This is a genomic window from Streptomyces sp. CB02056 (assembly GCF_001905545.1).
Lineage (GTDB): Bacteria > Actinomycetota > Actinomycetes > Streptomycetales > Streptomycetaceae > Kitasatospora.
The window spans coordinates 518,032-544,910 of record NZ_LIPD01000003.1 but is presented as its reverse complement, the minus strand read 5'-3'; the positions used below and the strand labels follow the sequence as shown (position 1 = coordinate 544,910).

Sequence of the window (26,879 nt, the reverse complement as noted above, 5' to 3'; positions counted from 1 at the left end):
ACCCGCCGTTCCCCCCTGGCCACACCCCCCTCCGGCGAGAGCGGTCCGCACAGGCCCGGCGAGCCCCCACCTCCGGGGACGTCGTTGATCTCAAACTAACAAACCGCGTGGTTGGTTTGTCAATAGCGGAATCCACAAAACATCCACATCGTGACGGAGTGCTCCGCAGTGGTCGGAAAGGCCCGGGACCAGCGGTTTGTCGTCCCACCGGGGTGTCCGCCGCCCGAGCCGCCCGACGCCGGGCGCGGACACGTAGTGCTGGACGCCGCCGTGGAATCCGACATTCCGAGCATCGTGGCAGCACGCTGTGACACCGGACGGGCGCCCAGCGCAGCCGGAGAAGCGGCCGGGGAAGCAGCCGGGGAAGCAGCCGGGGGAGGACGGAGCGGGCGGGCTCAGCGCAGCAGCCGGCGTTCCTTCGCCACCGCCACCGCGCCCGACCGGGTGTCCACGCCCAACTTGTCGTAGATCCGGCCGAGGTGGGTCTTCACCGTGGCCTCGCTGATGAACAGCGCCCGGGCGATCTCCCGGTTGCCCAGCCCCTGCGCCAGCTGTCCGAGGATGTCCAGCTCGCGCTCGGTGAGCTGCGGCGAGGGCGCCCGCATCTGCGCCATCACCCGGGAGGCGACCGGCGGCGAGAGCACCGTGCGGCCCTGCGCGGCCGCGTGCACGGCGGCGAACAGCTCCTCGGGCCGCTCGGCCTTCAGCAGGTAGCCGGTCGCGCCGGCGGCGATCGCCCGGGTGATGTCGGCGTCGGTGTCGTAGGTGGTGAGCACCAGGACGTGCGGCCCGTCCGGGGTGGCGGTGATCCGCCGGGTGGCCTCCACCCCGTCGATGCCGTCGCCGAGTTGGAGGTCCATCAGGACGACCTGCGGGGCCAGCCGGGCGGCCAGCGCGACGGCCTCCTCCCCGGTGCTGGCCTCGCCGACCACCTCGATGTCGCCGGCGCTCGCGAGCAGCGCCAGCAATCCGGCCCGCACCACAGCGTGGTCGTCGCAGACCAGCAGCCGGACGGGAGCGGTCCGGACGGGAGTGGTCCGGCCGGGAGTCGTGCTCATCGGTGCTCCAGGGTCATCGCTCGTCCGGGCTCATCTGTGCTTCGGGGGACCGGTGTTCCGGGCTCATCGGTCGTCCAGGGGGATCGCGGCGGAGACGACGGTGCCCTCGCCGGGCGCGCTCTCCACGGTCAGCCTGCCACCCAGCTGCCGCAGCCGGGCCCGCATCGCCGGCAGGCCGTACCCACGGCCGCCCCCGTCCCCGGCGCCGTTCCCACCCCCGGCACCGGCCGCGCCCGGGTCGAAGCCCTGCCCGTCGTCGGCGATGTCCAGCACGGCCTGGTCGCCGAGGAAGGACAGCGTGATCGCGGCCGTCGACGCCCCGGCGTGCTCGCGGACGTTGGCCAGCGCGCCCTGGGCGATCCGCAGCAGCGCGGCCTGCGCGGCGGCGGGCAGCGGCACGGGCGTGCCGTCCAGGTGGAAGCGGACCGGCAGCCCGCTCTCGGCGGACTCCCGCTCGGCCAGCGCCCGCAGCGCCCGGTCGAGGGTGCGGCCGTCGGACAGCTCCGCCGGGGCGAGGTCGTGGACGAAGCGGCGGGCCTCGGCCAGGTTCCGGGCGGCCACCGAGGCGGCGGTGCGGACGTGGGTGCGGGCGGTCGCCGGGTGGGTGTCCCAGGTGCGCTCGGCGGCCTGGAGCAGCATCTGCTGGCTGGACAGGCCCTGTGCCAGGGTGTCGTGGATCTCCATCGCCAGCCGCTCGCGTTCGGCCAGGGTGCCCTCGCGCCGTTCGGTGGCGGCGAGTTCGCGCCGGGTGCGGACCAGGTCGGCGATCAGCGCGCGCTGCCGGGCGGCCTGCCGGGCCATGAAGAGGAAGACGCCGGTGGCGAGTCCGGCCACCGCGGCCGGCAGCAGGACGAGGGTGGCGTCGGCGCCGCCGGGCAGCCGGACCTCGGCGGTCACCACCAGCAGGGTCAGCGCGCCGACCAGCGGGATGGCCGCCTTCGCGGGCAGCACCCGCAGCCCGGTGTAGATCAGCGGCACGGCGCACCAGGCGAAGCTCGGCGCGAGCAGCACCAGCACCACCCAGAGCGCCACCACCAGGGCCAGCGCCCAGCGGCGGTGCCGGTCCGGGGCGGTCGGACGGCGGTGGGCGAGCCAGGACCCGGCCGGCTGGGCGACGGCGAGGGCCGCGCTCAGCCCGATCACCCAGGGCGCCTGCGCGGTGCCGGAGTGGTGGGTGAGGTAGCGGCTGAGCGCGGCGGCGAGCAGCAGCAGGAAGGCGGAGTCCAGCAGCAGTGCGAGCCGGCCCGCGTCCGGATCGCCGGCGTCGTGGCCGAGGGCGCCGCCGGCGCCGGTGCGGTCCGCGGCGGGGCGGCCGGCGGTCGGGCGGGGCTGCTGCACGGGTGGCTCCTGGCTGAACGGGTGGTGCGTGCGCGGTCGGCGCCGGCCCGTACCGGCCGTGCCGGTCCGTACGGGCCCGTCCCGATCCGCACCGACCCGCACCGATCCCTCGATGGTGACCCGTCCGGCCCGGGGCCGCATCAGCCGATCGGTTGACGCCGCCGTCCCCCATCATGCCCGGACGCCCGCGCCGGACCGCCGATGCGGCGGCCCCGTCCCCGGCCGGAGGATCGAAGCACGCCGCCGGGCGATCCCCCCAACGGCCCGGCGGCCCCCGAACTCCCCCACCCCGCCCCACCTCACCCGACCCCACCCCGCAGATCCGCTGAGGAGCTGGACCATGAAGAAGACCTCCGTCCGCACCCGGGTGCTGACCGGCACCGTCGTCGCCGCCGCGCTCGCCGCCGCCACCGTGGGCGCCGTCTCGGCCAGTGCCGAGTCCACCGACACCCCGGCCGTCCCGGCCGCGGCGAAGGCCGACACCCAGAACAAGAACCTGGCCCCGAGCAGCGGCCTGACCATCGACGCCGCCACCCGCGCCGCCCAGGCCGCCCTGGACGCGGCCACCAAGGCCGGCCAGCACGTGTCGGTCGCGGTCGTCGACCGCGACGGCGTCACCCGGGTGCTGCTGAAGGGCGACGGCGCCGGCCCGCAGGCCCCGGTCTCGGCCGAGCGCAAGGCCTTCACCGCGGTGTCCTGGAACGCCCCGACCTCGGAGCTGGCCAAGCGCCTGGCCCAGGCCCCGAACCTGAAGGACATCCCGGGCACCCTGTTCCTGGCCGGCGGCGCCCCGATCCAGTCGAAGGGCGCCCCGATCGCGGCCGTCGGCGTCGCGGGCGCGCCCAGCGGCGACCTGGACGAGCAGTTCGCGCAGGCGGGCGTCGCCGAGCTGGCGAAGTGACCGGGGGCCCGGCGGGCCCGCCCCGCGCCCGGGGCCGGGCCCGCCGGGCCGGGGTCTCGTTCGGGTGAACGCCGGAAGGGTAGCCGCAGAACACGGGATGACCCTTCGAAAAGCCGGTGCCGCTGTCAGTGGCGCGTGGCAGGCTTCCCGGTATGACGGCGTGGACCCTCAACGACATCGAACGCGCGATCCGCTCCTCCTGGGGCGTCGACACCTGTGCGCCCGAGGATCTGGCCCACTGGCGTCCCGACAATCCCGCCCGTGGTCAGTGCGGGGTGACGGCGATGGTGGTGCACGACCTGCTCGGCGGCGAGCTCATGATGGGCGAGGTGTACGTCGACGGGGTGCGGACGGACCTCCACTGGTGGAACCGTTTCGCCACCGGCTTCGAGATCGACCTCACCCGCGAGCAGTTCGGGCCGGACGAGCTGGTCGGCCGCGGCCGACCGGTCGCCCGCCCGGCCCGCCCCGGCCGGCTCCAGGCCCAGTACGAGCTGCTGCGCACCCGGGTGGTCGCCGAGCTGGAGCGCGGCGCGGCCGCCGACCGCACCCGGCTGCCGTCCCGGGCCCGCGCCTGCGCCTGAGAACCGGCCCGGCTCCGGGTGTGCTTCCGTGCCGACCGGCAGGTAGCGCAGCTCTTCTGACGTACAGTCGGCCGCATACGAGCGGTGCGGCGGCGACGGGAGTGCGCGGATGACCGGGCGGACGATCGGCTTCGTGGGGCTGGGTGCGATGGGGCGCGGCATGGCCGGCAGCCTGCTGCGGGCCGGCCACACCGTACGGGTCTGGAACCGCTCGCCCGAGCCGGTGGCCGCCATGGTGGCCGAGGGCGCGGAGGCGGCCGGCTCGCTCGCCGAGGTGTTCGCCGCCGACACGGTGGTCTCCATGCTCGCCAACGACGCGGCGGTCGAGCGGCTGCTGCTCGACCCCGCGCTGCTGGCCGGCGCCGGGGCGACCCTGCACGTCAACATGGCCACCGTCTCGCTCGCCCTCGCGGAGCGGGCCGAGGCGCTGCACGCCGAGCACGGCGTCGGCTACGTCGCCGCCCCCGTCCTTGGCCGGCCGCCGGTCGCGGCGGCGGGGCGGCTGAACATCCTGGTCGCGGGCGCGCCCGAACTGCTGGAGCGGGCCGAGCCGCTGTTCGCCGCGATGGGCGAGCGCACCTGGCACTTCGGCGAGAGCCCCCGGCAGGCCAACACCGTCAAGATCAGCACCAACTTCCTGATCGCCTGCGCGATCGAGTCGATGGCCGAGGCGTGCAGCCTGGCCGAGGCGCACGGGATCCGGCCGACCGACCTGGTCGACCTGCTCACCGGCACGCTCTTCCCCGGACCGATCCACACCGGCTACGGCGCGATGGTGGCCGAACGCCGGTACGAGCCGGCCGGGTTCCGGCTGCCGCTCGGCCTCAAGGACGTCGGCCTCGCGCTGGACGCGGGGGCCGCGCGCAACGTGCCGCTGCCGATCGGCAGCGTCCTGCGGGACGCCTTCCTGGACGCGCTGGCCCACGGCGACGGGGACAAGGACTGGGCGGCGGTCGCCGAGGTCGCCCGCCGCCGGGCCGGGCTGTCCGACTGACCTCCGCCCGCCGGCCCCCGGGCCGGGCTGCCGGACCGGACCCGCGCCCGCCAATCCCCGGCTGCCGCCCGGCGGTTGGCATGGGCGCGGAATAAACCGGCGTCCGACGGCTGCTCACTCCTGCGTCCGCACCGTACGTACCACGGAGGAGTCCTGATGGGCGATCAGCCGCCCGGCGCCGAGACGCCGCGCCGTTTCCTGTTCCTCGACGCCAGCGCGCGCCCCGACGGCAACTCGGCCCGGCTCGCCCGGCTGGCCGCCGAGTCGAGCCTGCCGGCCGGTGCCGAGCAGCAGTGGCTGCGGCTGGACGAGCACCCGCTGCCGCCCTTCCGGGACCTGCGGCACACCGGCGACGGCACGTACCCCGAGCCGGCCGGCCACGAGCGGACGCTGCTGGACGCCACCCTGGCGGCCACCGACCTGGTCTTCGTCGCGCCGCTGTACTGGTACGCGCTGCCGACCAGCGCCAAGCTCTACCTCGACTACTGGTCGGCCTGGTTCCGGGTGCCCGGCGTGGAGTTCCGCGAGGGGATGCGCGGCGGCACCATCTGGGGCGTGACCGCCCTCGCCACCGAGGACGACGACAACGCCGAGCCGCTGATCGGCACCCTCCGGCTGACCGCCGACTACATGGGGATGCGCTGGGGCGGGGTGCTGCTGGGCCACGGCACCCGCCCGGGCGAGGCGCTGGCGGACGAGCGCGCGGTGATCGCGGCCAAGTCCTTCTTCGCGGGCTGATCCTCCGGGCCGGCCTTCCGGGCCGACCCCTCGGGGCAGAACCCTCGCGGCCGGTTCCGCACGGCCGACCCCCCTCACGGACCGACCCCCGGCGGGCCGGGTGCCGCGCGCACGCGCCGCCCGCCGCCGGGGGTCGTGCGGTACCGTCCTCCGGGCGTGTACCCGTCATCCGGCCGCCGTCCCAGCCGAGCGCAAAAGGCGTACGGACGGCCAGAGTTGGACGAATCGGGCAGCCCTCTCCCGGGCCCGGAGCGCAGTGTGCCACCCGCCTTCCGGACCGGTCCCGTCGTTCGGTACTCTCCGTCGCACTTTCAGCTTTCGCGGGGGGTCCGCGGCGTTCTTCGGCCGCCCCCTCGCGCCCGGGCCTCGCCCGGACACTTCCGTGAGGTCTCCCTTGTCCATACGTCGCAGTCTTGCCCTTGCCGGGGCCGCCGCGCTCGCGTCCTCGCTCGTCCTGGCCGGCGCCCAGGGCGCCATGGCCGTCGGTGCCACCGGCACCCCGTCCGCCGTCGCCTCGCAGGCCGACAAGGCGTCGCGCGCGAGCCTCGACCTCTCGCTGAACGGCGTGCCCGGCACCTTCATCGCCGGCGGCGACGCCCGCGAGTTCACCTTCAAGATCGACAACCGGACGAAGCACGACTTCGTCTTCATCCCGCTGCTCAAGTTCAAGAACAAGGCGGGCTCGCTCCAGGCGAAGGACCTCAAGGTCCAGTACCGGCTCCCCGGCGGTGAGTGGCAGACCGCCGTGGTCGCCCCCGACCAGAGCGGCGAGAAGAACAGCTCCGTCCTGATGATGCTCGGCACCCTCGACTCGGCCGGCAACCCGGTCGCCGACGACCTGCTCGGGGTGAACCGCGGCAAGAACGTCCCGATCAAGGTCCGGGCGTCCTTCACCGACGGCTCCCCGCTCGGCCGGGCTGGCGTCGTCCCGGTCGTCTTCGCCGCCCAGCTCGACGACTCCACCCACCAGCCGGTCGACAACGGCCACCTCAGCTGCGACGGCGGCGTGGGCTTCACCATCAAGGCGCCGGGCGGCAAGCCGACCCCGACGCACACCGGCAAGCCCAGCCCGACGCCGACCCAGTCCCAGACGGGCAAGCCCAGCCCGACCGCGAGCGGCTCGCCGTCGGCCACCGCGACCGTCACGCCGACCGAGAAGCCGACCGAGACGCCCACCGGCAAGCCGACCGACACCCCGACCGAGAAGCCCACCGAGAAGCCGACCGAGAAGCCGACCACTCCGGCCACCGGTGAGCCCTCCGGCTCGGCCACCGCCCCGGCCCCGGTCGAGAGCAGCGGCGACACCTCGGGCCCGATCGACTTCCCGGTGGAGCCCCCGGTCATCACCCCGCCGCCGCTGACCCCGGCCGCCGTCGACAAGGCCAAGGCCGCCGCGGACGGCAGCGACAAGGCCCTGGCCCAGACCGGTGGCGGTAGCAACACCACCGCGATCGCGGCCACCGGCGGCGCCGTCCTGGTGGCCGGTGTCGGCACCCTCGTGGTGCTGCGCCGTCGCAAGTCCGCCCAGCAGGGCTGAGGCGAAGCGCGCTGACGCGAGCGCGCCGACCCGAAGCGCACTGATCCGGAACACCCCCGTGCCGCCCGCACCGTCCCCTCGGAGGGATCCGCGGGCGGCACGGGCCGTTCCGGGGGCCGACCAGGGCCGTCCCGCGGGCGGTCCGGACGGTTCTCCTCCGTCACATAGGATGTCCGGCCGGAGGGGGGCGGAACGGCGGGGAGAGGACAGGTGCGGGTAGCACGCACGGCACGGACCACCACCGACTACGAGGCGACGACCGGGCGGATAGCCGGGCTGCCGCTCCGGAGGCACCACGTCCTGCTGACCGCCTGGACGGTGCTCTGGTTCCTCCTGGTCGAGCCCAGCGGCGGCTTCTCCTGGCACTACCTGCGCCAGGGCGAGCAGTTGCTCTTCAGCGGCCAGCCCGACGGCGGCCTGTCGCTCTACGCCCACCACCCGGAGCTCCAGATCGGCCCGGTCAGCCTGGCCGCGGCCCGGCTCACCGCCCCGTTCGCACCGCACACCGGCGAGCTGATCGCCGAGGCGGTGAGCGCCGGTCTGGGCCTGGTGATGCTGGTCGTGGTCGGCCGCACCGCGGCCCTGTACTACCTCGGTACCGGGACCAACCACCGGCGGCTGCAGCAGCGGCTGCTGATCGCCGGGCTGGCGTTCATCCCGATGTGGGTCGAGGTCTCGGTCCGCTTCGCGCACCTGGACGACGTCCTCGCGCTGTTCTTCACCACCCTCGCCGCGCACGCCCTGGCCCGCGGCAAGCCCGTCCAGGTCGCGGTCTTCCTGGCGCTGGCGGTGGACTCCAAGCCCTGGGCGATCGCCTTCGCCCCGCTGATCCTGGCGCTGCCCCGGCCCGCCTGGCTGCGCACCGCGCTCTGGTTCTGCGCCCTGGTGGCGATCGCCTGGCTGCCGTTCTACCTGGGCAACCTGGACACCATGGCGGCCGCCAAGTTCACCATCCCGAACCAGCCCGCCTCCGCGCTGCGCTGGTTCGGGGTCACCGACCCGGCCACCCCCTGGTGGGACCGGCCGACCCAGTTCGCGCTCGGCATCGGGCTCGGCTGCGTCGCCGTCTGGCGCGGCCGCTGGCCGGCCGTGGTGCTGCTGGGCGCGGACGCCCGCATCCTGCTCGACCCGAGCGTCTACACGTACTACACGGCCTCGATCCTGCTCGGCACCCTGCTCTGGGACGCCGTCGGGCAGAAGCGGCTCGTCCCGTGGTGGAGCTGGATCGCGCTGGCCGCGCTGTACGGCGGCACGCTGTTGCTCCCGTCCGACGCGGCCCGCGGCTTCGTCCGGCTCGCCTTCGTGGTGGTCTCCGCCGGGTACGTGCTGTTCTGGCCCACCCAGCGGTCCCGGCGGCAGCGGCCCGGCGCACCGGGCGACGGCGGGAGCGGCGGCACCGGCCGCCGGGGCGGTCGGGGCGGCCGGCGGCGCGAGCGGGCGCTGGCCGGCGCCGGGGTCTGACGGCAGGGGCCCGTCCCCGTCCACGGCTTGACCCTCACGCGACGTGAGAGCCGAGGGTGGTGGTCAGCACCAGGGAGGAACCCCGATGACCAGTGAGGGCTACTCGGTCGGCGCCGTGGCGAAGATCGCCAAGGTGACCGTCCGCACCCTGCACCACTACGACGAGATCGGCCTGCTGTCCCCGGCCGGCCGGACCCGGTCCGGCTACCGCCGGTACGTGGACGCCGACCTCGACCGGCTGCAGCAGGTCCTCTTCTACCGGGAGCTCGGGTTCCCCCTGGACGAGATCGCGGCGATCCTGGACGACGACTCGGTCAGCCCGACCGAGCACCTCCGGCGGCAGCACCGGTTGCTCACCGACCGGATCGGTCACCTCCAGGAGCTCGCCTCAGCCGTCGAACACGCCATGGAGGCACGGAGAATGGGCATTCAGCTGACCCCGGAGGAGAAGTTCGAGATCTTCGGCGAGGGCTACCAGGAGGACTGGGAGCAGGAGGCCGAACAGCGCTGGGGCGACACCGCGGCCTGGGCCGAGTCGCAGCGCCGCACCGGCGGCTACTCCAAGGCCGACTGGCAGCGCATCCAGGCCGAGATGACCGCGCTCAACGAGCGCCTGGCCGGGGCGGTCACCGCCGGCGAGCCCGCCGACGGCACGGTGGCCACCGGCCTCGCGGAGGAGCACCGGCAGCACATCCGCCAGAACTTCTACGACTGCACGTACACCATCCACCGGGGCCTGGCCTGCCTGTACATCTCGGACCCGCGCTGGACCGACACCTACGAGAAGATCGCGCCGGGCCTGGCCCAGTGGCTGCACGACGCGATCGTCGCCAACGCGGACCGGCGCGAGGGGAAGTCCGCGGAGAAGGCCGGGGAGAGGACCGCGGAGAAGGCCGAGGAGAAGCGCGCGGAGGAGCGCGAGGGGCAGTAGGCCGCGCGCTCAGGCCACCCCGCGCCCGAAGGAGCGCCGGTAGGCGGTCGGCGAGGTGCGCATCACCCGGCCGAAGTGGTGGCGGAAGGTCGCGGCGCTCTCGAAGCCGACCGCCGCGGCGATCTCCTCCACCGTCCCCTCCGGCGACTCCAGCAGCGCCAGACTGGTCGCGATGCGCTGGGTGACGACCCAGCGCATCGGGCTGGTCCCGGTGCGGGCGGTGAAGTGCCGCAGGTACGAGCGGTCCGACATCCGGGCGGCGCGGGCCAGCTGCGAGATGGTCAGCGGGGACGACAGGTGGTCCAGCGCCCACCGCATGCTGAGGGCGATCCCGTCGTCCTCCTCCTCGACCGGGCGGACCGCCGCCTCGACGAACTGGGCCTGCCCGCCGTCCCGGTGCGGCGCCACCACGAAGCGGCGGGCCACCGCGTTGGCCACCTTGGCGCCGTGGTCCCGGCGGACCAGGTGCAGGCAGAGGTCGATGCCGGCCGCGCTGCCCGCGCTGGTCAGCACGTCGCCGTTGTCCACGTACAGCACGTCGGGGTCGACCCGCACCGCCGGGTACCGCTGCTGGAGCAGTTCGGCGTACCGCCAGTGGGTGGTCGCCTCCCGGCCGTCCAGCAGTCCGGCGGCGGCCGGTGCGAAGGCGCCCGAGCAGATCGACACGATCCGGGCGCCGCGCCCGTGCGCGATGCGCAGCGCCTCGACCAGGTCGGGGGAGACGCCGCCGAACGGGTTCGGCACCCCGGGGACCACCACCGTGTCGGCCGCCGCCAGCTCGTCCAGCCCGTGCCGGGCGGTCAGTGCGAAGCCGCCCACCGCCTCCAGCGGCGTCCCGGGCCGGTCGGCGCAGACCTTCAGCCCGTACCAGGGCGCCGCCAGCAGCCCGGCCAGCTCGGGCCGCGCCAGCCCGAACACCTCGACCACCACGCCGAGTTCGAACGGCGCCATGCCCGGGAAGGCGTACACCGCGACGTCGTGCACGGGCTCCGGGCGCCGGCCGATGGCGACGGGCACCGGCCGCGGGGCGGCACCGGTCCGGTCCTCGGCGTGCTGCTCGGCCATGCGAACCCCCTGCTCACGGGTGGCGGAATGCCGGTGAGTGTAGCCGTCCCGACCCCTTCGGAATTTTCTTCGAACCCGCCTGCAACCTTCACCCCCGTCACACGTCCTTTGGTACGGGGGCGGAGGGAACCCGGCAGAGGGCGGCTGGGATGATCCCCCCGATCACGATCTTGATCAGGTGACCTGACGGAACGGCGGCCGCCGTCACCGTCCCGGGGGAAAGCGGAAACGCGCATGTCCATGGCCATCGGGCCGACCGCCGCGCAGGCAGGGGGGCGGGGCTTCTCCATCCGTGGAGTCGTCGCCGCGCTGTTCGGCGCGCAGGAGGCCGGCGAGCCGCTCGCCGGCGCCGCCACCGAGCAGGAGGCGAAGCAGCGCCGTTCCGGTTTCCGGCTGCTGCGCGGCGGTCGCAAGCCCGCCGAGGACCGGCCCACCCTGACCGACCTGTACCACGCCCACCGGCTCGGCCTGGTCCGGATGGCGGTCATGCTGGTCGACCACCAGGACCTGGCCGAGGACGTCGTCCAGGACGCCTTCACCCAGCTCTACCAGCGCTACGGCGAGGAGCTGGACGACCTCGACAACGCGCTCGGCTACCTGCGCACCTCGGTGGTCAACGGCGCCCGCTCGATGCTGCGCCGCCGCAAGACCGCCCGCGAGTACGTGCCGCCGCACGTGGCCGACGCCCCGTCCGCCGAGGACCACGCGGTGCTCAACGACGAGCACCGCCGGGTGCTGGTGGCCCTGCAGGAGTTGACTCCCCGCCAGCGTGAGGTGCTGGTGCTGCGCTACTGGTCCGACCTGTCGGAGGCGCAGATAGCCGAGACCCTGGGACTGTCCCGGGGTGCCGTGAAGTCCACCGCCAGCCGCGCTCTGGACGCCTTGGAAAAGCACCTGGAGAAGGTTCGATGACCGACAAGCTCCCCCGCCGCACCGGCGGCGACGGCGACGGGCCGGCCGAGACACCGACGGAACGGCTGCTCCGCGAGGCGATGACGGCCCGGGCCTCCCTCGTCACGGCCGCCAGCCTGCGCCCGGCCGCTCCCCCGAAGAACCGGATCCGCCGGCTGCGCCCGGTGTACGCCGTCACCGTGCCGCTCGGCCTGGCCGCCGCCATGGCGCTCGGCGTGCTCACCTTCCACGGCGAGCCGGTCGCCCAGGACGAGGTCCCGCCCCCGGCCGCCACCCTGACCACCTCGCCGAGCCCGACGCCCGAGCCGACCGGCAACCCCAGCCCGACGGCCGCCCCGACCGATCCGGGCACGCCCACCAGCGAGGCCGAGACGGAGGTCCCGCTCGCCGACGGCGTCCCGACCACCGCGACCTCCGCCCCCGGCACCGCGAGCGGCCCGGCGAGCTCGTCCAGCCTCCGGGGCGTCAAGTTCAAGGTGCCGGCGGGCTGGAAGGCCGTACCGGTCTCGGCCGACCGGGTCTGCGTCCTGAGTCCGGGCGCGCCGACGGAGCCGCAGCAGGGCTGGGCGCCGGCCAGGTGCGAGCCGTACGGCGTCCTGGTCGTGGCCTACAACTCCCCGGACGAACTCGAGGGCGGCGCCTGGCCGACGACGAACGACCTGGTCGCCGACAGCGGCTGGGGCCACCAGCCGAACTGCCCGATCTGGGGCCGGCCCTACTTCCCGGACAACGGCTACTCCTCGGTCGGCGCACCCGTGCGGACCAAGTCCACCGTGGCCGGCAAGACGATCGACAAGACCCAGTGGAACGTCACCTGCAAGCCCGGGGACACCTTCACCGCCCAGATGTGGGGGATGGGCCTGGACCAGGTCTTCGTGGTGGCGAACGGGCTCAAGAGCGACTACCAGTCGGGCCTGACGACGATCGTCAACAGCCTGGACGTGAGCGGCCACAAGTCACCGTCCCTGACCGCGTCCGACAAGGGCGCGAAGGACATCGCGATCACGGTCGACGGCGGCCTCGGCGCCGGGCAGAAGGTGTCCACCAACGGCACCCCGGTGACCTTCACGGTGACGTACCGGAACACCGGCCAGAAGACCTACGACAAGCTCCAGCCGCTGGTCTACACGAAGGAGTACGCCGGGACGCCGCCGAGCGAGATGGTCATGATGAACAAGGGCAAGCTGGAGCGCCAGGACGGCGGCGCCTGGAGGGAGATCCTGCTCTCGATGGGCGGCGGTATGGACTACGCGAAGGTGGACCAGCAGGCCTGGTTCTCGCTCGCACCGGGGGAGACCAAGAGGGTGACGTACCGGATGGCCCTCGACCCGATGGACGGGCCCGGCACGATGCCGCTGTCCGTCCAGGCGACGCTGCCGTACGACGCCACCGGGTCGCTGACCTCCCTGAAGGAGCTGATCGTCCCGGTGACGGTCGTGAAGTAGCCGTCCCACGCGGGCCGTTGAGGCGCCGCGACCGGGTTTCCCCCGGTCGCGGCGCCTTTCGGCGTTCCGGGGAGGGGCCGGGAAAAATTCTTCGAACCGGCCTGCAACCCCCCGGCGGGATGGACGTCTATCAGGGTGAGAGGCAGGGAGAGCGAGCCGGCGGAGCCGGGGGGCTCGGGCCGGTTCCTCGGGGCGCGACCGTAGGCGCCCGCTCATTCGATCACCACCATCACCATGTCCTTGGGGGGACTGTCACATGAACGCGTCCGTTATCGCCCGTATTGCGAAGATCGTCCCGCTGGCCGTCGTCACCGCCGTGGGAATCGCGGCCTGCGGCCCGACGAACGGCGAGGCGTCCGTCGCCGCCTCCGCTCCCGCCTCCACCCCCGCGGCCACCTCGTCGGCCACCCCCGGCGCGGGCGCCGTTCCGACCGTCCCCGCCCCGGCCGCGCCGACCACCGAGGCCGCGCCGACCACCCCCGCCCTGACCAACGCCGCCCCGGCCGCCGCTCCGGCCGCTGCCCCGGCCGCGCCCGTGGCCGCCAAGACCGAGGCCAAGACCGCCGCGAAGGCCCCGGCCGCGCCTGCCCCGGCCAAGCCCGCCGGCGGCATCGGGATCACCTTCAACGGCCTGCGCGCGGGCCAGAAGATCCAGGTGGGCGACCAGGTCTCCTTCTCGGTGACCTGGAAGAACAACGACGCCTCGGGCACCCGCGCGGTGGCGCCGGTGGTGGCCACCCAGCAGTTCGAGGGCGCGGAGTGCCGGCGGGTGCTCTCGATGGCGCAGGGCACCCTGGAGCGCAAGGACGCCACCGGCTGGAAGGCCATGCCCGCGCTGAGCCAGGGCGGCGGCATGGACTACGCGGGTACGGGCAACGACGCGGCCTTCGAGCTGGCCGCCGGCGAGAGCCGGACGGTCGAGTACCGGATGGTGCTCGACGCGGGCAACCAGCCGGGCAGGCTGTACGTCGAGGCGGACGCCGTGGTGCCGTCTACCTACAAGGTGCTGACCAAGGGCGTGGTGACCACGTCCGTCGTCGACTCGCACCGCCCGGTGGTGAACTCGGTCTCCAAGCCGACCCCGCTGGTCGTCGGCGGGACCCCGACCGAGTTCTCCTTCAAGGTCTCCTCGCCCGACGGCCCCGGCCTGCTGCGCCCGGCGGTGTACCTGTCCGTGCCCGCGAGCGAGGGCCTGACCGGGGAGGACGTCACGATCGAGGCGAAGGTCGGCGGCGAGTGGAAGTCCTTCGAGGCGACCGAGGACTGCAACGGGCGGATCGGGGTGGCGCCGGCCCAGCTGACCGGCGTGATGACGGGCAACCCGGCCGAGTACACCTTCCGGGTCGGCCTGAAGCGGACCGGTTCCACCAAGCCGGTGGAGATCGAGGTCGGCGGCGCCTCGGACGGCCACTACGGCGCCCCCACCACCCTGCGGCCCGCCGTCCGTCGCTGACACCGGCGGCCCGCACCGGAGCCGAAGGGCCCGGCCTCCCACTGCTCGGGAGGCCGGGCCCTTCACCGTGGCCGCGTCACGGCCGTCGTGCGCAGGCTCAGGCGAGCGAGGCCATCCAGGCCTCGACGTCCTCGGCGCTGCGGGGCAGGCCGGCCGAGAGGTTCTCGTTGCCGTCGGCGGTGACCAGGATGTCGTCCTCGATCCGGACGCCGATGCCGCGGTACTCCTCCGGCACGGTCAGGTCGTCCTGCTGGAAGTACAGGCCGGGCTCGACGGTCAGCACCATGCCGGGGACCAGCAGCGCGTCGACGTGCTCCTCGCGGCGCGAGTGGGCGCAGTCGTGGACGTCCAGGCCGAGCATGTGGCCGGTGCCGTGCAGGGTCCAGCGGCGCTGGAGGCCCAGCTCCAGGACCTTCTCGACGTCGTACACCGAGGCGTCCAGCAGGCCCCAGGCGAGCAGCCGCTCGGCGAGCACGCGCTGCGAGGCCTCGTGGAAGTCGCGGAACCGGGCGCCGGGCTTCACCGCGGCGATGCCGGCCTCCTGGGCGTCGTACACCGCGTCGTAGATCCGGCGCTGGACCTCGGTGAAGCTGCCGTTGATCGGCAGGCTGCGGGTGACGTCCGCGGTGTAGAGGGTGCTGGTCTCCACGCCCGCGTCCAGCAGCAGCAGCTCGCCCGGGCGCACGTCGCCGTCGTTGCGCACCCAGTGCAGGGTGGTGGCGTGCGGGCCGGCCGCGGCGATGGTGCCGTAGCCGACGTCGTTGCCCTCGACCCGGGCGCGGCGCCAGAAGGTGCCCTCGATCCAGCGCTCCGAGGTGGCGACGGCCTGGCCCAGCTCGCGGACCACGTCGGTGAAGCCCTTGACGGTGGCGTCGCAGGCGGCGCGCAGCTCGCCGATCTCCCACGCGTCCTTGACCAGCCGCAGGCCGCTCAGGAACTCCTTGAGCCCGGCGTCCTTGTCGGCGTCCAGGGCGTCGGCGAGCGCGGCCTCCAGGCCGGCGTCGTAGCCGCGGACGATGCGGGTCGGCACGGCGGAGTCGGCGGCCTTCGCGGCCAGCTCCTCGGCGGCCTTGCGCACGTCGCGGGCGGGCAGCCCGAGCAGCTGCTCCTGCTCGGCCAGGCTGTGCCGGCGGCCGACCCACAGCTCGCCGTAGCCGTCCAGCCAGAACTCGCCGTTCTCGCGGTTCGATCGGGGCAGCAGGTAGAGCACGAAGTCGTGGCCGGTCGCGCCGGTCGGCTCGCCGACCAGCACCGCGTCCTCGGTCTGGTCGCCGGTGAGGTGGACGTACTCGCTGGCGGCGCGGAACGCGTAGTCGGTGTCGTTGGAGCGGACCCGCAGGTTGCCGGCCGGGACGACCAGGCGCTCGCCGGGGTAGGCGGCGGACAGCGCGGCGCGGCGCTCGGCCGCGTACGGGGCCTGGGCGACGGGGGCGAGGCCGTGCAGCTCGGTGTCGGCCCAGCCGGACTTCATCGAGGCGGCCAGCTCGTCGGAGATGTCGCCGTAGAGACCGTTCTTGCGGCCCTTGTGCTGCTCAGGCTCCTCGCCGCCCTCGGCCTCGGGGTTCTCGGCCACCGCGGGGGTACGGTCCTCGGTCACGTGCAACGCCTCCTTGGGGGGTGGTACCGCCGCCCCTGGGGGAGGTGTCGGATCGCGACACGCGCGGGCGGCCGTGCGTCCGTCCATGGTACGGACGCCCGGCCGCCCGTTCGTTCCGGGCCCGAACCGTCACTCGAAGCGGGCCGCCAGCAGCATCAGGTCGTCGGTGGCCGTGCCCGCGGCGTCCGGGTCCGGGCAGACGGCCAGCAGGTGGGCGCAGAGCCGGTCCGGGTCGATCCGCACGTCGCGCGGGGCGTCGGCGGCGGCCCGGCGCAGGTTGGCCTGCCCGGCGTGCAGGGTCGGGCCGCAGCGGCGGGCCAGGCCCTCGGTGTAGAGCAGCAGGGTGTCGCCGCGCTCGGCGACGAACTCCACCCCGGGGGCCTCCCAGCAGGCCAGCATGCCGAGCGGGGCGGAGAGCGAGGTCTCCACGAACTCGGCGCCGTGCCGGCCGACCAGGACGGGCGGGCAGTGCCCGGCGCCGGCCAGGGTGATCCGGCGCTCCTCGGGCTCGATCCAGGCGTAGACGGCGGTGGCGGTGCGGGTCGGTTCGGTGGTCTTGAGCAGCAGCTCCAGGTCCCCCAGGACGGAGACCGGGTCCTCGCCCTCCAGCACCGCGTACGCCCGCAGCGCGGCCCGGACCCGGCCCATCGCGGCGGCCGCGCCGGGGGCGGAGCCGGGGCCCGCGCCGGGGCCGTCGCCGGAGACGGAGCCGACGGTGAGGCCGATGGTGCCGTCGGGCAGCGGGATCGCGTCGTACCAGTCGCTGCCGGTGGAGCGCTCCAGCCCGGCGGGGACGAGCCGGGCGGCCAGCCGCAGCCCGGCGGCCCGGGGGAGCCGGTCCGGCAGCAGGCCGCGGCGCAGCGCCTCGGTGGTGCGCGAGATCCGGTCCGCCTCCAGCTGCTTGGCGAGCAGCGGGGCGGCGATCTCGCAGTAGTGGCGGGCCAGTTCGCGCTGGCAGTCGGTCGGTTCGGCGGGCTCGTCGTAGAACCAGAGGGCGGCGGCGAGCGGGCCGTCCTCCTCGGTGGCGAGCGGCAGGCCGTAGGCGCCGCCGAGGCCGAGGTGGACGGCGAGTTCGCGCAGCCGGGCGCCGGTGGCCGGGTCCTCGGCGAGGTCGTGGGAGTGCAGCTGGGCGGGCCGGTCCCGTTCGCGCAGCAGCCGGGCCAGCAGGCTCTGCTCGGTCGGGACGGTCTCCAGGGCGCCGAGGCTGGCGCGGTCGAGGCCGTGGCCGACCGGCTGTCCGGGGCCGCCGCCGGGCCGCCGGGTGACCAGCATGCCGCGCCGGGCGCCGAGCAGGGCGGCGCCGGAGGCGAGGACGGTGTCCAGGGTGGCGGCCAGGCCGCGGGCGCGGGCGAGCCGTTCGGTGTGCTCGTGCAGGCTGGTGATATCGGACAGGCGTCCGGCCAAACGGTCCTGCAGCGCGGCGGAGGGCGCCGTGCGGGTGTCCGCCGTGCCGTCCGGGGCGTTGACGGGGCCGGGGAGGTCCGGCAGGTCGAGGACGGTGAGCCCGCCCGCGCAGCCGGGTTCGCCAGGCTCGGCGGTCGTCGTCGGGAGGGCCGTCGACGGGTGGGACTCGTTCATGCCGTCACTCCTGACGCGGTGCTACGTGCCATGCGAAACCCCCAGGTACGGCCAATGTGGAGCGAGCACGGCCAAAGGGCGTGTTTCGCCTCGATTCGCTACTACTCGTCATTGATCGACAGCAATGCCACCACTTCTACACAGGCCATTCGGGGCATGTCCAGATCCAGGACGACGCGGTGGCCCGTTCCACATCGATCGCGACCCGGTCGGGGGGCGCGCGGGGTTGGTGCGCGCGCCACTCGGCCCGGAGGCATGGAGCGGGCCGCGAGCGGGCAGAACCGGGAGGACGGCCCGGGCGGCCGTCCGGATCGTATGTCCGTGCCGCCCGTGAGCCGGGTCGGCCGGAACTCTCTCACTCGTACGGTGGAACCAAGCGCGCCCGGGCGGCGTCCATCCGGTCGCGTACGGGATTCTCGTTCCAAGGGCTGTGCCCTGCGCGGCCCTTTCACGTCGTACTCCACACCTGCTCCACGTCGTGCCGCGCCGTCCGCCCTGCCGCCCGCCCCGCGCCGCGCCGCCCGGGTCCGTGCCGCGGCGGGTCCGCGCGGAGGATCCCGACGGACGCCGGCGGAGCGGAGCGAACCGAGCGGTCAGGGAAAGGAACGAGCGCCATGCGTGAGAACCCGAAAGACCGGTCGGAGGATCGTTCCGCCCGGCTGGCCGCGGCCCTGACGGCCGCCGTCGACCACCGTTGGCCCGTGGTGCCGGGCGCCGTGCTGCGCGACGGCCGCTGCTCCTGCGGCGACCTGGACTGCACCGTCCCCGGCGCGCACCCGCACGACCCCTCGCTGCTGGCCGCCACCACGGACGCCCGGATGGTGCGCTGGTGGTGGGAGCGGCAGAGCCCGGACGCGCCGGTGCTGGCCGCCACCGGCTCCACGGTCTCGGCGGTCAGCCTGCCCGCGGCGGCCGGCGCCCGGGCGCTGGTCTACCTGGGCGCGCTGCGGCTGCCGCTCGGCCCGGTGCTGGCGATGCCGGGCCGCTACGCGCTGCTGGTGGCCCCGTACTCACTGGACGTGCTCGGCGAGATGCTCGCCCAACTCCCTTGGGTGCCAGGCTCGTTGCGCTACCACGGGGCGGGCGGCTTCCTGCCGCTGCCGCCCGGCGGCGCGGCCGTCGGGGTGCCCTCGGCCGGAGGCTGGGGGAGGGTGCGCTGGGTGCTCGCGCCGCGACCGGGCGTCGGCGGCGGGGTCTGGCTGCCGCAGGTCGGGCCGCTGCTGGGGGAGTTGGTGGAGGCGACGGTCCGGCTGGACAGCGGGCGTTCGGCCTACTGAGGGCCACCGGAGCGGGACGGGCTGTCGACACCGTCCGCCGGGCCCGGATCCGGGCTTCTCCCGGGTCTCGGCCCGGGCCCGTCCGGGGGCTCCGAGCGGGGCACTCCGGAAAAAGAAAAGATCCGGCCGCTGGCGACGGGGGATGCACCAGCGGCCGGACTCTTTAGACAGTAACAAGGATCCGCGCCCGCGCCAATTTCCAAGACGCCCTCCACGCCCGGAAATTGCGCGTTCACCGCGACAATGTGACGCGTATCACGCGGATCCTGCGCCCTTTAGTTCAAGGTGACCTGACGGTTCACCAGGTTCGCGCGGGTGCGCCGCTCCTCGGCGGTCAGCGGGGCCGCGTCGGCGAGCACCGCGGCGAGCCGCTCGGCGAACTCGGCGGCCGGCTTCTCGCAGTCGGCGGCGGTCATCGCGAGCGGGAGGTCCCACACCGGGACGGTCAGGCCGTGCGCGCGGAAGGAGCCGACCAGGCGGGTGTCCGGGCCGAGCGAGGCCTCGCCGGCCGTGTTCAGCCGGGCCAGCGCGTCCAGCAGCTTCTCCTCGGGCACGGTCATCACCCAGCGCAGGTGGTTCTTGTCCGGGGTGCCGCACCAGTACGCGGAGTCCACGCTCGCGAGCTTCTCGGTCGGGATGGCCGAGGCGTTGGCGCGCTCCAGGGAGGCGGCGACCTCGCCGGTGGCGGCCTCGGCGTCCTCCAGCCAGAACTCGAAGCCGGTGTGCACGGCGGGCGTGAACGCGGCGGTGGTGTCCAGCAGGTCCTGCAGGCGGCGCCCGCCCGGGACGGTCCGGCGGGCCGGCACCGGGCTGCCCGGCTCGGTGGCCAGGGCCAGCTCCAGGGCGTCCGCGAGGTCGCGGCTGAGGTCGCCGGAGGCGGACTGGGTCTGCAGGCCGAGCAGGATCGAGCCGTCCTGGCGGCGCAGGGCCGGCCAGGCCAGCGGCAGCACGGTGGCCAGGGTCACCGACGGGACGTCACCGGTCGCGCCGTCGGCCACGCCGGCGGCCAGCGTCAGCGGCACCGTGGCGGCGGGCACCAGCTCGCGCAGGGCCACCCAGTCGGCCTCGCCCGGCAGGCCCTCGAACGGGCGGTGCACCAGCTCCTGCACCGCGTGCGAGGCCTCCCGGCCGTGACACGCCTTGTACCGGCGGCCCGAGCCGCAGGGGCAGTCCTCGCGGGCCCCGACCACGGGGATCTCGCCCGTGACGGCGGTGGTGGACTGGCGCTGCGGCGCCTTCTTGGCGGCCTTCTTGCCCATGCTGCGGCTCTCCCGGGAACGGTGGTCCTGTGTCCCGGGAAGCCTAACGACACATTCCCCGAGCCCGGCTCACGCGCTACGGGCATCGCCCCCGGTGCGCCGGGCGTGCCGGGCCCGGGCGGGCAGCGCCGCCCAGACCGTGACCTCGCCGGGGGCGTCGCGCACGCCCCAGTCGCTGGCCAGCTGGTCGACGATGCTCAGGCCGCGGCCGCCGCGCGAGGTCAGCGAGGGACTCGCGGGCAGCGGCCGGGTGGCCGCCCCGCCGTCCGTGACCTCCAGGGTGAGCACCCCGTCGGCGTGCATCTGCCAGCGGACCAGCACCCCGCCGGCCGGCTCGGCCGGACCCTCGGCGGGCTCGCGGGCGCCCTGCGCGGCGTTCGCCCCGGAGGGGACGCCGACCAGCACCTGCCCGAGCACCTCGGCCCGGGCGCTGCGGCCCAGGGCCGGCAGCGGGCCGAGCGGACGGGCGTACCGACAGGCGTTGCTCAACAGCTCGGAAAGGATCAGAACAGCATCATCGATGACCGGTTCGGGTACCTGCCGGTCACCCAGATCTCGACGCAGTCGGCGCCGTGCGACCCCGACACTCGCTGGGCCGTGCGGCACTGCCATGGTCGATGAAGTCGGCACTTCACGCGCCACCATCAACGCCACCCCCGGACCTCCTTCAGCGTATGCCGAGGGAGAGATGCCCCTTGGTAATGCGTCGGAAACGAGCACCGGACGATCCCGCGAGCCCATTTCGAGTGCGGCGACCGACGGTCGACATCAGGTCATTCCGCGCTCACCCTCCGTCGCCCGGATGCAAGAATTCCGGCAATTTCGCGCGAGGAAGGTTTGACTGCCGACCAGAGTGATCGGATCGGAGGGGTTCGGAGGAGTACGGCCTTCGGTGCGCCGACGGATCACCGGTGGATCACCGGCCGAGCTGCGCCAGTACCTCCGCGGGCCGGTTGGTGATGATCGCGGACACCCCGAGCTCCAGGCAGAGCTCGACGTCGGCCGGCTCGTCCACCGTCCACACGTGCACCTCGTGGCCGAGCTCGCGCAGCCGGGTCACCAGCTGCGGGCGGGCCCGCACCAGCTCGATGCCCGGGCCGGCGATCCGTGCCCCGCCCGGCAGCGGCGAGCCCTCGCGCAGCCGGCCGAGCAGCGGCAGGGTCCGCTCGAACAGGAAGACCCGCCGGTACCGCGGCGCGGCGGCGGCCACCCGGTTCAGCGCGACGGAGGAGAAGCTCATGATCCGGGCGGACGGGCGGTCGCCCTCCCGGGTCGCGCCGATCTTGAACCGCTCCAGGGTCCGCAGCAGCTCGGCCTCCACCCGGCCGCGGAAGCGCACCGGGTGCTTGGTCTCGATCGCCAGGTCCACCGGGCGGCCGCACTCCACCACCAGCTCCAGCAGCCGCTCCAGCCGCAGCACACCGCGCAGCTCCGGGTCGGTGCTGGGGCGGCCGGTCTTCCAGGCGCCGAAGTCGTACGCCTCCAGCTCGGCGAGGGTCATGGCCGAAACGGTGCCCCGGCCGTTGGAGACCCGGCCGATCCGGCGGTCGTGCACGCAGACCAGCGCGCCGTCGGCGGTGACCCGGACGTCGCACTCCAGCGCGTCCGCGCCCTCGTCGAGCGCGCGCCGGTAGGCCGCGAGGGTGTGCTCGGGCAGGGCGTGGGAGGAACCGCGGTGGGCGATCACCTGGACGGGCGGCACGGTGCGCGCCGCCGCCGAGGACAGGTCTGGGCTGGTCACAGGCCCAACGATAGGCGGCGGAGGTGAAGCGCGGACAAAGACGGCCCCAACCTGTGGGGCCGTCTGCGCACCTGCGGGGCCCGCTCGGGCCCCGCTCCGTCAGCCCCGGACGGCGCGGCGGCCGAGCGGGGTGAGCGCCCAGGTGGCCAGGGCCGGCACCAGGAAGGCGAACAGCGAGGCCGAGGTCCACTCCTGCGGGGTGAAGTGCAGCGCCTCCTGGGCGGAGGTCCAGAAGTCCGTCCACCAGCCCGCGACCTTGGTCGGCGCGATGAACTGGTAGACCGCGAAGCCCAGGGCCCACGGCAGCAGCATCAGCCAGCGGGACGGCGCGTCGGCGGAGAGGTTCCAGCCGCGCCGGCCGGCGCCGAGGAAGTAGTCCACCACGAGCACCGCCAGCAGCGGCACGAACACCGAGCCGATCAGGCCGAGGAAGCCGTAGTAGGTGTCGGTGAACTCGTCGATCTGCAGCGCCAGCACGGTGATCAGCACGCCGATCGCGCCGGAGAGCACCCGGCGGTCCACCTTCGGCAGCAGGTTCTGCACCGACATCGCGGTCGAGTACACGTTGGCGAAGGACTGGTCGGTCTCGCGCAGCACCAGCACCAGCAGGAACAGCCAGCCGGCCCAGACCCCGAGGAAGGAGTCGAAGATCCGGTTCGGGTCGCCGTCCGACTGCAGCAGCGCCATCAGGCCGAGCACGTAGCACCAGACCTGGGCGACCGTGTAGCCGGAGAAGCTGCCCCAGAACGCCGAGCGCGGGGTGCGCGAGTGCCGGGTGTAGTCGGCGGCGAGCGGGACGAAGGAGACCGACACCGCGATCATCGCGTCGGTGGCGCCGAGGAAGCCGTGCCAGTTGCCCGCGCCCGGGTCCGGCACGCCCTGGCGGCCCAACTGGACGGTGAAGTACACCATCGCCACCGCGACCGCCCCGGCCACGAAGCGGCGCAGCACCGCGATCGAGCCCAGCGGCCAGATGGTCAGCGCGGTGGTCAGCGCGCCCGCGAGCAGGACGAACAGCCAGCGGTAGCCGGTGGTGTGCGCGACGGTCTGCGCGCCCGCCGAGATGGTCAGCAGCTCGAAGACGCCCCAGCCGATGCACTGCACGATGTTCAGCACCGTCGGCAGGTACGACAGCCGGGTGCCGAACAGCCCGCGCAGGTTCGCCATCGCGGGGGCGCCGGTGCGGGCGCCGATCAGCGCGGCCACGGCGAGCATCGCGGTGCCGACCGCCGTACCGATCGTGATCGCGGTCACCGCGGCGGCCAGCGACAGCTCGCTGCCGGGGGCGCCGAGCACGGTGGCGGCGGTGGAGAAGCCGATCAGGCTGACGCCCAGGTTCATCCAGAGCGCGAAGTGGTCCCGGAAGCGCAGCGTGCGCGGCGGTTCGGTGTCCAGGACCAGGGGCGCTTCGACGTGCTCGGCGCGTTCCAGGAGGGCGGTCGCGCCCGGCGCGGGGGCGTTCGCGCCGGAGTCGGAGGCGTTCGTGCCCGAAGAAGAGGATGGCGAAGCAGGCGGCATGGCCGATACTCCCTACGCCGGCATTACCCGGACAGGTTCCGGCGGTCAGCGCCCCCTCGAACGTCCGTCACTCGTGTGGCGTACGGTCGACATGCGCACTCTCAGCCTGGTGGGTCCAAGCTCCCGCGTGTCAGTTTGGAGCGCCAGGCTAACCGGCGCGGGTGCCGACGCCCAAGGCCGAGGGCGGGGCGGTCCGCATCGCGGACGCCCGACGGGGAGGGGAGCCCCGGCCGTCGGTACGGGTGCCGGAGCCGGTGTCGGTGCCGCTGCGGGTGCTGACGCCAGTGCCGGTGTCGGTGCCGGCTAAGGATTCTTATGAGTTCTTCAGAGGGGTCCTTACGGCAAACGAATCGACAGTGCGAAAAACTATGGTCCTTGGTTCTGCCAGCTATGGAGGTCGTCCGTGAGCACCGAGCGCGAGGTTGGGCCCACCGGGCCGCAGGGGGAGCAGCCCGCCGGGCCGGGGGCGGCCGAGTCCGCTGCCGCGGGCCCCGCTCAGGGCGGGCACAACCCGACCATGGCGTTCCGGCGGGTGCCCGAGCCGGAGGCGGGCGCGGTCGAGGCCGCCGCCGCCGAGGCGGCGCCGTCCGCCGACGCCGTTCCGGCCGAGGAGGTCCCGGCCGGGGGTGGGCACAAGCCCACCGTCGCCTTCACCAAGGTGCCCGCACCGGAGGCACCCGCCGAGCCCGTGGCACCCGCCGCACCCGCCGAGCCCGTGGCACCCGCCGCACCCGCCGAGCCCGTGGCACCCGCCGCACCCGCCGAGCCCGCCGTACTCGCCGTCGAGGAGCCGGCCGTCGACCCGGCCACCGGCTACATCGACGCGCCGCCGCCGGTCCTGCCGCCCGTTCCGCCCGCCCCGGTGGCCGCCGCACCCGCCGCCCCGGCCCTGCCGCCGGCCGGCAACCCGTACGCCACCCCGACCCACGGCGTCCCCGCCGCCGGCGCGCACGAGGGGTACGGCGCCGCTCCGGCCGCGCCCGCCGCCCCCGCCGCGCACGGCCACCACCCCTTCGGGGCCGGCCAGCCGCTCGGCGGCTGGGGCCCCACCCACGACTCCACCTCCGGCGGCGCCGGCTACCCCGGCGGCCCGGCCGGCCCGCTCGGCTACCCGGCGGAGTACCCCGGCGGTCCGGGCGGCCCCGGCGGCCCGCGCAAGAAGCGCGGCGGCCTGGTCGCCCTGATCGCGGCCGTCGCGCTGGTCGCCGGTGTGGCCGGCGGCGCGCTCGGCGTGTCCGTCTCCGACAGTTCCGACCGCAGGAGCTCCGCGAACGACCACCGCAGCACCACCGTCCAGGCCAGCGACACCCAGAAGAACGAGCCCGTCCCCGGCTCGATCGCCGCCATCGCGCAGAAGGCGCTGCCCAGCGTCGTCACCATCAAGGCGCAGGGCAACGGCGAATCGGGCACCGGCACCGGCTTCGTCTTCGACACCGAGGGCCACATCCTCACCAACAACCACGTCGTCGCGCCGACCCTCAGCGGCGGCAAACTGACCGTCAAGTTCGCCGACGGCAGCTCCTACAGCGCCTCGGTGCTCGGCCACGCCGAGGGCTACGACGTCGCCGTGGTCAAGATCGACAACCCGCCCAAGAGCAAGCTGGCCCCGCTGCCGCTGGCCGACTCCGACAAGGTCAACGTCGGCGACGCCACCGTCGCGATCGGTGCGCCGTACGGCCTGGAGTCCACCGTCACCAGCGGCATCATCAGCGCCAAGGACCGCCCGGTGGCCTCCGGCGACGACACCGGCTCGCAGGCCTCGTACATGAACGCCCTGCAGACCGACGCCTCCATCAACCCCGGCAACTCCGGCGGCCCGCTGCTCGACTCCGGCGGCGCGGTGATCGGCATCAACTCGGCGATCCAGTCCAACGCCTCCGCCAACGGCCGGGCCGGCAGCATCGGCCTGGGCTTCGCCATCCCGATCAACCAGGCCAAGTGGGTCGCGGACACCCTGATCAAGACCGGCAAGCCGGTCTACGCCAAGCTCGACGTGCTGCGCAACGACGACTACAAGGGCGACGGCGCGCAGATCCAGACCAAGGACATCCAGGGCCAGCCCGCCGTCACCCCCGGCGGCGCGGCCGACAAGGCCGGCCTCAAGCCGGGCGACGTCATCACCAAGCTCGGCGGCGTCCCGATCGACAACGGCCCCGCCCTGGTCAGCCGGATCTGGACGCACAAGCCCGGCGAGACCGTCGACGTCGAGTACACCCGCAACGGCCAGACCCTCAACACCAAGGTCACTCTCGGCCAGCGCGAGGGCGACCAGCCGTAACCCCCGCCCGCACCGAAACGTGTGCACCGAACCCCGCCGGACCCGTTAGGCTGACCTCCGCCTGGAGAGCTGCCCGAGCGGCCTAAGGGAACAGTCTTGAAAACTGTCGTGCGGTGACCCCGTACCGTGGGTTCGAATCCCACGCTCTCCGCCGGTAGGAGAACCACCTGCTCAGGGCGGGTGCCGAGACCACTCGGCACCCGCCCTCGGTGTTTCCCGGGCGGGTGCGGGTGCGGGTGCGGGTGCGGGTGCGGGCGCCGGCCGTGGGCCAGGTGGGGAACTGCCGTGGAACGGCCACGGGCGAGGGCGGGGCGGGGGTTGACCCTGACACGGTGGCAGGGGGTGGAGTGGTCGCACCATGTTGAACATCGGAGACTTCGCCAGCCACGGCCGGGTGTCGGTGCGGATGCTGCGCCACTACGACGCGATCGGGCTGCTGCGGCCCGCCCGGGTGGACCCGGTCAGCGGCTACCGCTTCTACGAGGCGTCCCAACTGGCCCGGCTCAACCGGGTGATCGCGCTCAAGGAGCTCGGGTTCACCCTGCAGCAGGTGCGGGCCGTCCTGGACGAGCGGGTGGACGCGGCCGAGCTGCGCGGGATGCTGCGGCTGCGGCGGGCCCAGCTCGCCGCGGCGATCGCGGCCGACGAGCTGCGGCTGGCCCGGGTGGAGGCGAGGCTCCGGACGATCGAGAGCGAGGGGACCATGTCCGTGCGGGATGTCGTGGTGAAGCCGGTGCCGTCCGTCCGGGTGGCCCAACTGACCGGTGTGGCCGCGAGTTACGAGCCGGAGGACATCGGGCCGGTGATCGGGCCGCTGTTCGCCGAGCTGTGCCGGCGGCTGGCCGGGGCCGGGATCGAGGCGGCCGGCCCGTCCGTCGCCCACTACCAGGACGCCCCGGAGGGCAACGGCTCGGTGCTGGTCGGGGCCGCCGTCCCGGTCGGCCCGTCGGTGCGGGCGGGCGCGCACGACTTCGAGGTGGTCGACCTGCCGCCGATCGGGGAGGCGGCGACGATCGTGCACCGCGGCCCGATGGACGAGGTCCTGGGCGCGGGCCAGGAGCTGGCCCGCTTCATCGAGGAGAACGGCTACCGCTCGGCCGGCTACGCCCGGGAGCTGTACCTGGAGTGCCCGGAGGACCCGGCGGGGTGGGTCACCGAGCTCCAGGAGCCGGTGGTCCGCGGGTAGCCGGGCTTGCCCTCGACCCGGTCGAGGG

The 26,879-nt window shown here is 74.4% G+C and carries 22 protein-coding genes, 1 tRNA gene and 1 riboswitch; of the genes, 14 read left to right on the top strand and 9 right to left on the bottom strand.

Features of this window, described 5'->3' with window-relative positions; translation table 11 throughout:
* Positions 1 to 395: 395 nt before the first annotated feature.
* Together AMK13_RS09795 and AMK13_RS09790 are read right to left on the bottom strand one after the other, a co-directional pair.
* Positions 396 to 1,058: a response regulator gene (locus tag AMK13_RS09795; RefSeq protein WP_049651636.1), complete on the bottom strand. Its 663-nt coding sequence runs from the start codon at positions 1,056 to 1,058 to the stop codon at positions 396 to 398.
* A 63-nt stretch (positions 1,059 to 1,121) separates the two neighbouring features.
* Positions 1,122 to 2,396 (bottom strand): sensor histidine kinase, encoded by a 1,275-nt coding sequence (locus AMK13_RS09790; protein WP_380718235.1) that lies wholly within the window; start codon positions 2,394 to 2,396, stop codon positions 1,122 to 1,124.
* A gap of 340 nt (positions 2,397 to 2,736) precedes the next feature.
* Here AMK13_RS09790 and AMK13_RS09785 point away from each other — a divergent pair, with 340 nt between their 5' ends.
* The 7 genes from AMK13_RS09785 to AMK13_RS09755 all read left to right on the top strand — a co-directional run bounded on the left by AMK13_RS09785 (position 2,737) and on the right by AMK13_RS09755 (position 9,542).
* Positions 2,737 to 3,297 carry a GlcG/HbpS family heme-binding protein gene (locus AMK13_RS09785; RefSeq protein WP_074001844.1) on the top strand — a complete coding sequence of 187 codons (561 nt, stop codon included), beginning with the start codon at positions 2,737 to 2,739 and terminating at the stop codon, positions 3,295 to 3,297.
* 152 nt (positions 3,298 to 3,449) lie between these two features.
* Positions 3,450 to 3,881 (top strand): YunG family protein, encoded by a 432-nt coding sequence (locus AMK13_RS09780; RefSeq protein WP_049651638.1) that lies wholly within the window; start codon positions 3,450 to 3,452, stop codon positions 3,879 to 3,881.
* 109 nt (positions 3,882 to 3,990) lie between these two features.
* Positions 3,991 to 4,875 (top strand): NAD(P)-dependent oxidoreductase, encoded by an 885-nt coding sequence (locus AMK13_RS09775; RefSeq protein ID WP_074001843.1) that lies wholly within the window; start codon positions 3,991 to 3,993, stop codon positions 4,873 to 4,875.
* Positions 4,876 to 5,031: 156 nt separating this feature from the next.
* Positions 5,032 to 5,613 (top strand): NAD(P)H-dependent oxidoreductase, encoded by a 582-nt coding sequence (locus AMK13_RS09770; protein ID WP_049651640.1) that lies wholly within the window; start codon positions 5,032 to 5,034, stop codon positions 5,611 to 5,613.
* Positions 5,614 to 6,007: 394 nt separating this feature from the next.
* Complete coding sequence (locus AMK13_RS45825) at positions 6,008 to 7,150, top strand: LPXTG cell wall anchor domain-containing protein (protein WP_143204510.1); 1,143 nt, start codon at positions 6,008 to 6,010, stop codon at positions 7,148 to 7,150.
* A 210-nt stretch (positions 7,151 to 7,360) separates the two neighbouring features.
* Positions 7,361 to 8,611, top strand: coding sequence for a hypothetical protein (locus tag AMK13_RS09760; RefSeq protein WP_375875080.1), 1,251 nt, complete (start codon positions 7,361 to 7,363; stop codon positions 8,609 to 8,611).
* A gap of 85 nt (positions 8,612 to 8,696) precedes the next feature.
* A complete protein-coding gene (locus AMK13_RS09755; protein ID WP_074001841.1) occupies positions 8,697 to 9,542 on the top strand; it encodes a MerR family transcriptional regulator in 846 nt (281 codons plus the stop codon).
* 9 nt (positions 9,543 to 9,551) lie between these two features.
* On the opposite strand, the gene AMK13_RS09750 is transcribed toward AMK13_RS09755, so the two are convergent.
* Positions 9,552 to 10,607: a helix-turn-helix domain-containing protein gene (locus tag AMK13_RS09750; RefSeq protein WP_074001840.1), complete on the bottom strand. Its 1,056-nt coding sequence runs from the start codon at positions 10,605 to 10,607 to the stop codon at positions 9,552 to 9,554.
* 234 nt (positions 10,608 to 10,841) lie between these two features.
* Between AMK13_RS09750 and AMK13_RS09745 the strand changes: the two genes are divergently transcribed.
* The 3 genes from AMK13_RS09745 to AMK13_RS43410 all read left to right on the top strand — a co-directional run bounded on the left by AMK13_RS09745 (position 10,842) and on the right by AMK13_RS43410 (position 14,417).
* Positions 10,842 to 11,519 (top strand): RNA polymerase sigma factor, encoded by a 678-nt coding sequence (locus AMK13_RS09745; RefSeq protein ID WP_241852808.1) that lies wholly within the window; start codon positions 10,842 to 10,844, stop codon positions 11,517 to 11,519.
* Positions 11,516 to 12,964 (top strand): hypothetical protein, encoded by a 1,449-nt coding sequence (locus AMK13_RS41775; RefSeq protein WP_074001839.1) that lies wholly within the window; start codon positions 11,516 to 11,518, stop codon positions 12,962 to 12,964. Before AMK13_RS09745 ends, AMK13_RS41775 begins: the two co-directional genes overlap by 4 nt.
* A 256-nt stretch (positions 12,965 to 13,220) precedes the next feature.
* A complete protein-coding gene (locus AMK13_RS43410; RefSeq protein WP_074001838.1) occupies positions 13,221 to 14,417 on the top strand; it encodes a hypothetical protein in 1,197 nt (398 codons plus the stop codon).
* Between the two features lie 97 nt (positions 14,418 to 14,514).
* On the opposite strand, the gene AMK13_RS09730 is transcribed toward AMK13_RS43410, so the two are convergent.
* A complete protein-coding gene (locus AMK13_RS09730) occupies positions 14,515 to 16,014 on the bottom strand; it encodes an aminopeptidase P family protein (protein ID WP_074001837.1) in 1,500 nt (499 codons plus the stop codon).
* Positions 16,015 to 16,143: 129 nt separating this feature from the next.
* A complete protein-coding gene (locus AMK13_RS09725; RefSeq protein ID WP_079271983.1) occupies positions 16,144 to 17,592 on the bottom strand; it encodes a PP2C family protein-serine/threonine phosphatase in 1,449 nt (482 codons plus the stop codon).
* Positions 17,593 to 18,206: 614 nt separating this feature from the next.
* Here AMK13_RS09725 and AMK13_RS09720 point away from each other — a divergent pair.
* Complete coding sequence (locus AMK13_RS09720; protein ID WP_049655147.1) at positions 18,207 to 18,869, top strand: bifunctional DNA primase/polymerase; 663 nt, start codon at positions 18,207 to 18,209, stop codon at positions 18,867 to 18,869.
* Positions 18,870 to 19,144: 275 nt separating this feature from the next.
* Here the strand turns inward: AMK13_RS09720 and AMK13_RS09715 are convergent, their stop codons facing one another.
* From AMK13_RS09715 to AMK13_RS09700, 4 genes are all read right to left on the bottom strand, one after another.
* Positions 19,145 to 20,128, bottom strand: coding sequence for a DUF5926 family protein (locus AMK13_RS09715; protein ID WP_049655150.1), 984 nt, complete (start codon positions 20,126 to 20,128; stop codon positions 19,145 to 19,147).
* A gap of 69 nt (positions 20,129 to 20,197) precedes the next feature.
* Entirely contained in the window at positions 20,198 to 20,617 is a 420-nt protein-coding gene (locus tag AMK13_RS09710) for an ATP-binding protein (protein ID WP_338016264.1), read from the bottom strand.
* A 427-nt stretch (positions 20,618 to 21,044) separates the two neighbouring features.
* On the bottom strand, positions 21,045 to 21,869 hold the full coding sequence (locus AMK13_RS09705) for a glycerophosphodiester phosphodiesterase (RefSeq protein ID WP_079271982.1): 825 nt from the start codon (positions 21,867 to 21,869) through the stop codon (positions 21,045 to 21,047).
* Positions 21,870 to 21,968: 99 nt separating this feature from the next.
* Entirely contained in the window at positions 21,969 to 23,387 is a 1,419-nt protein-coding gene (locus tag AMK13_RS09700; RefSeq protein ID WP_079271981.1) for a purine-cytosine permease family protein, read from the bottom strand.
* Positions 23,380 to 23,524: riboswitch (TPP riboswitch) on the bottom strand. It overlaps the preceding gene by 8 nt.
* Before the next feature lie 266 nt (positions 23,525 to 23,790).
* Here AMK13_RS09700 and AMK13_RS09695 point away from each other — a divergent pair.
* From AMK13_RS09695 to AMK13_RS09685, 3 genes are all read left to right on the top strand, one after another.
* Positions 23,791 to 25,665, top strand: coding sequence for a S1C family serine protease (locus AMK13_RS09695; protein WP_241852806.1), 1,875 nt, complete (start codon positions 23,791 to 23,793; stop codon positions 25,663 to 25,665).
* Between the two features lie 63 nt (positions 25,666 to 25,728).
* Positions 25,729 to 25,816: transfer RNA gene (locus AMK13_RS09690), tRNA-Ser, on the top strand.
* A 207-nt stretch (positions 25,817 to 26,023) separates the two neighbouring features.
* Positions 26,024 to 26,851: a MerR family transcriptional regulator gene (locus AMK13_RS09685; protein ID WP_074001836.1), complete on the top strand. Its 828-nt coding sequence runs from the start codon at positions 26,024 to 26,026 to the stop codon at positions 26,849 to 26,851.
* Positions 26,852 to 26,879: the final 28 nt, after the last annotated feature.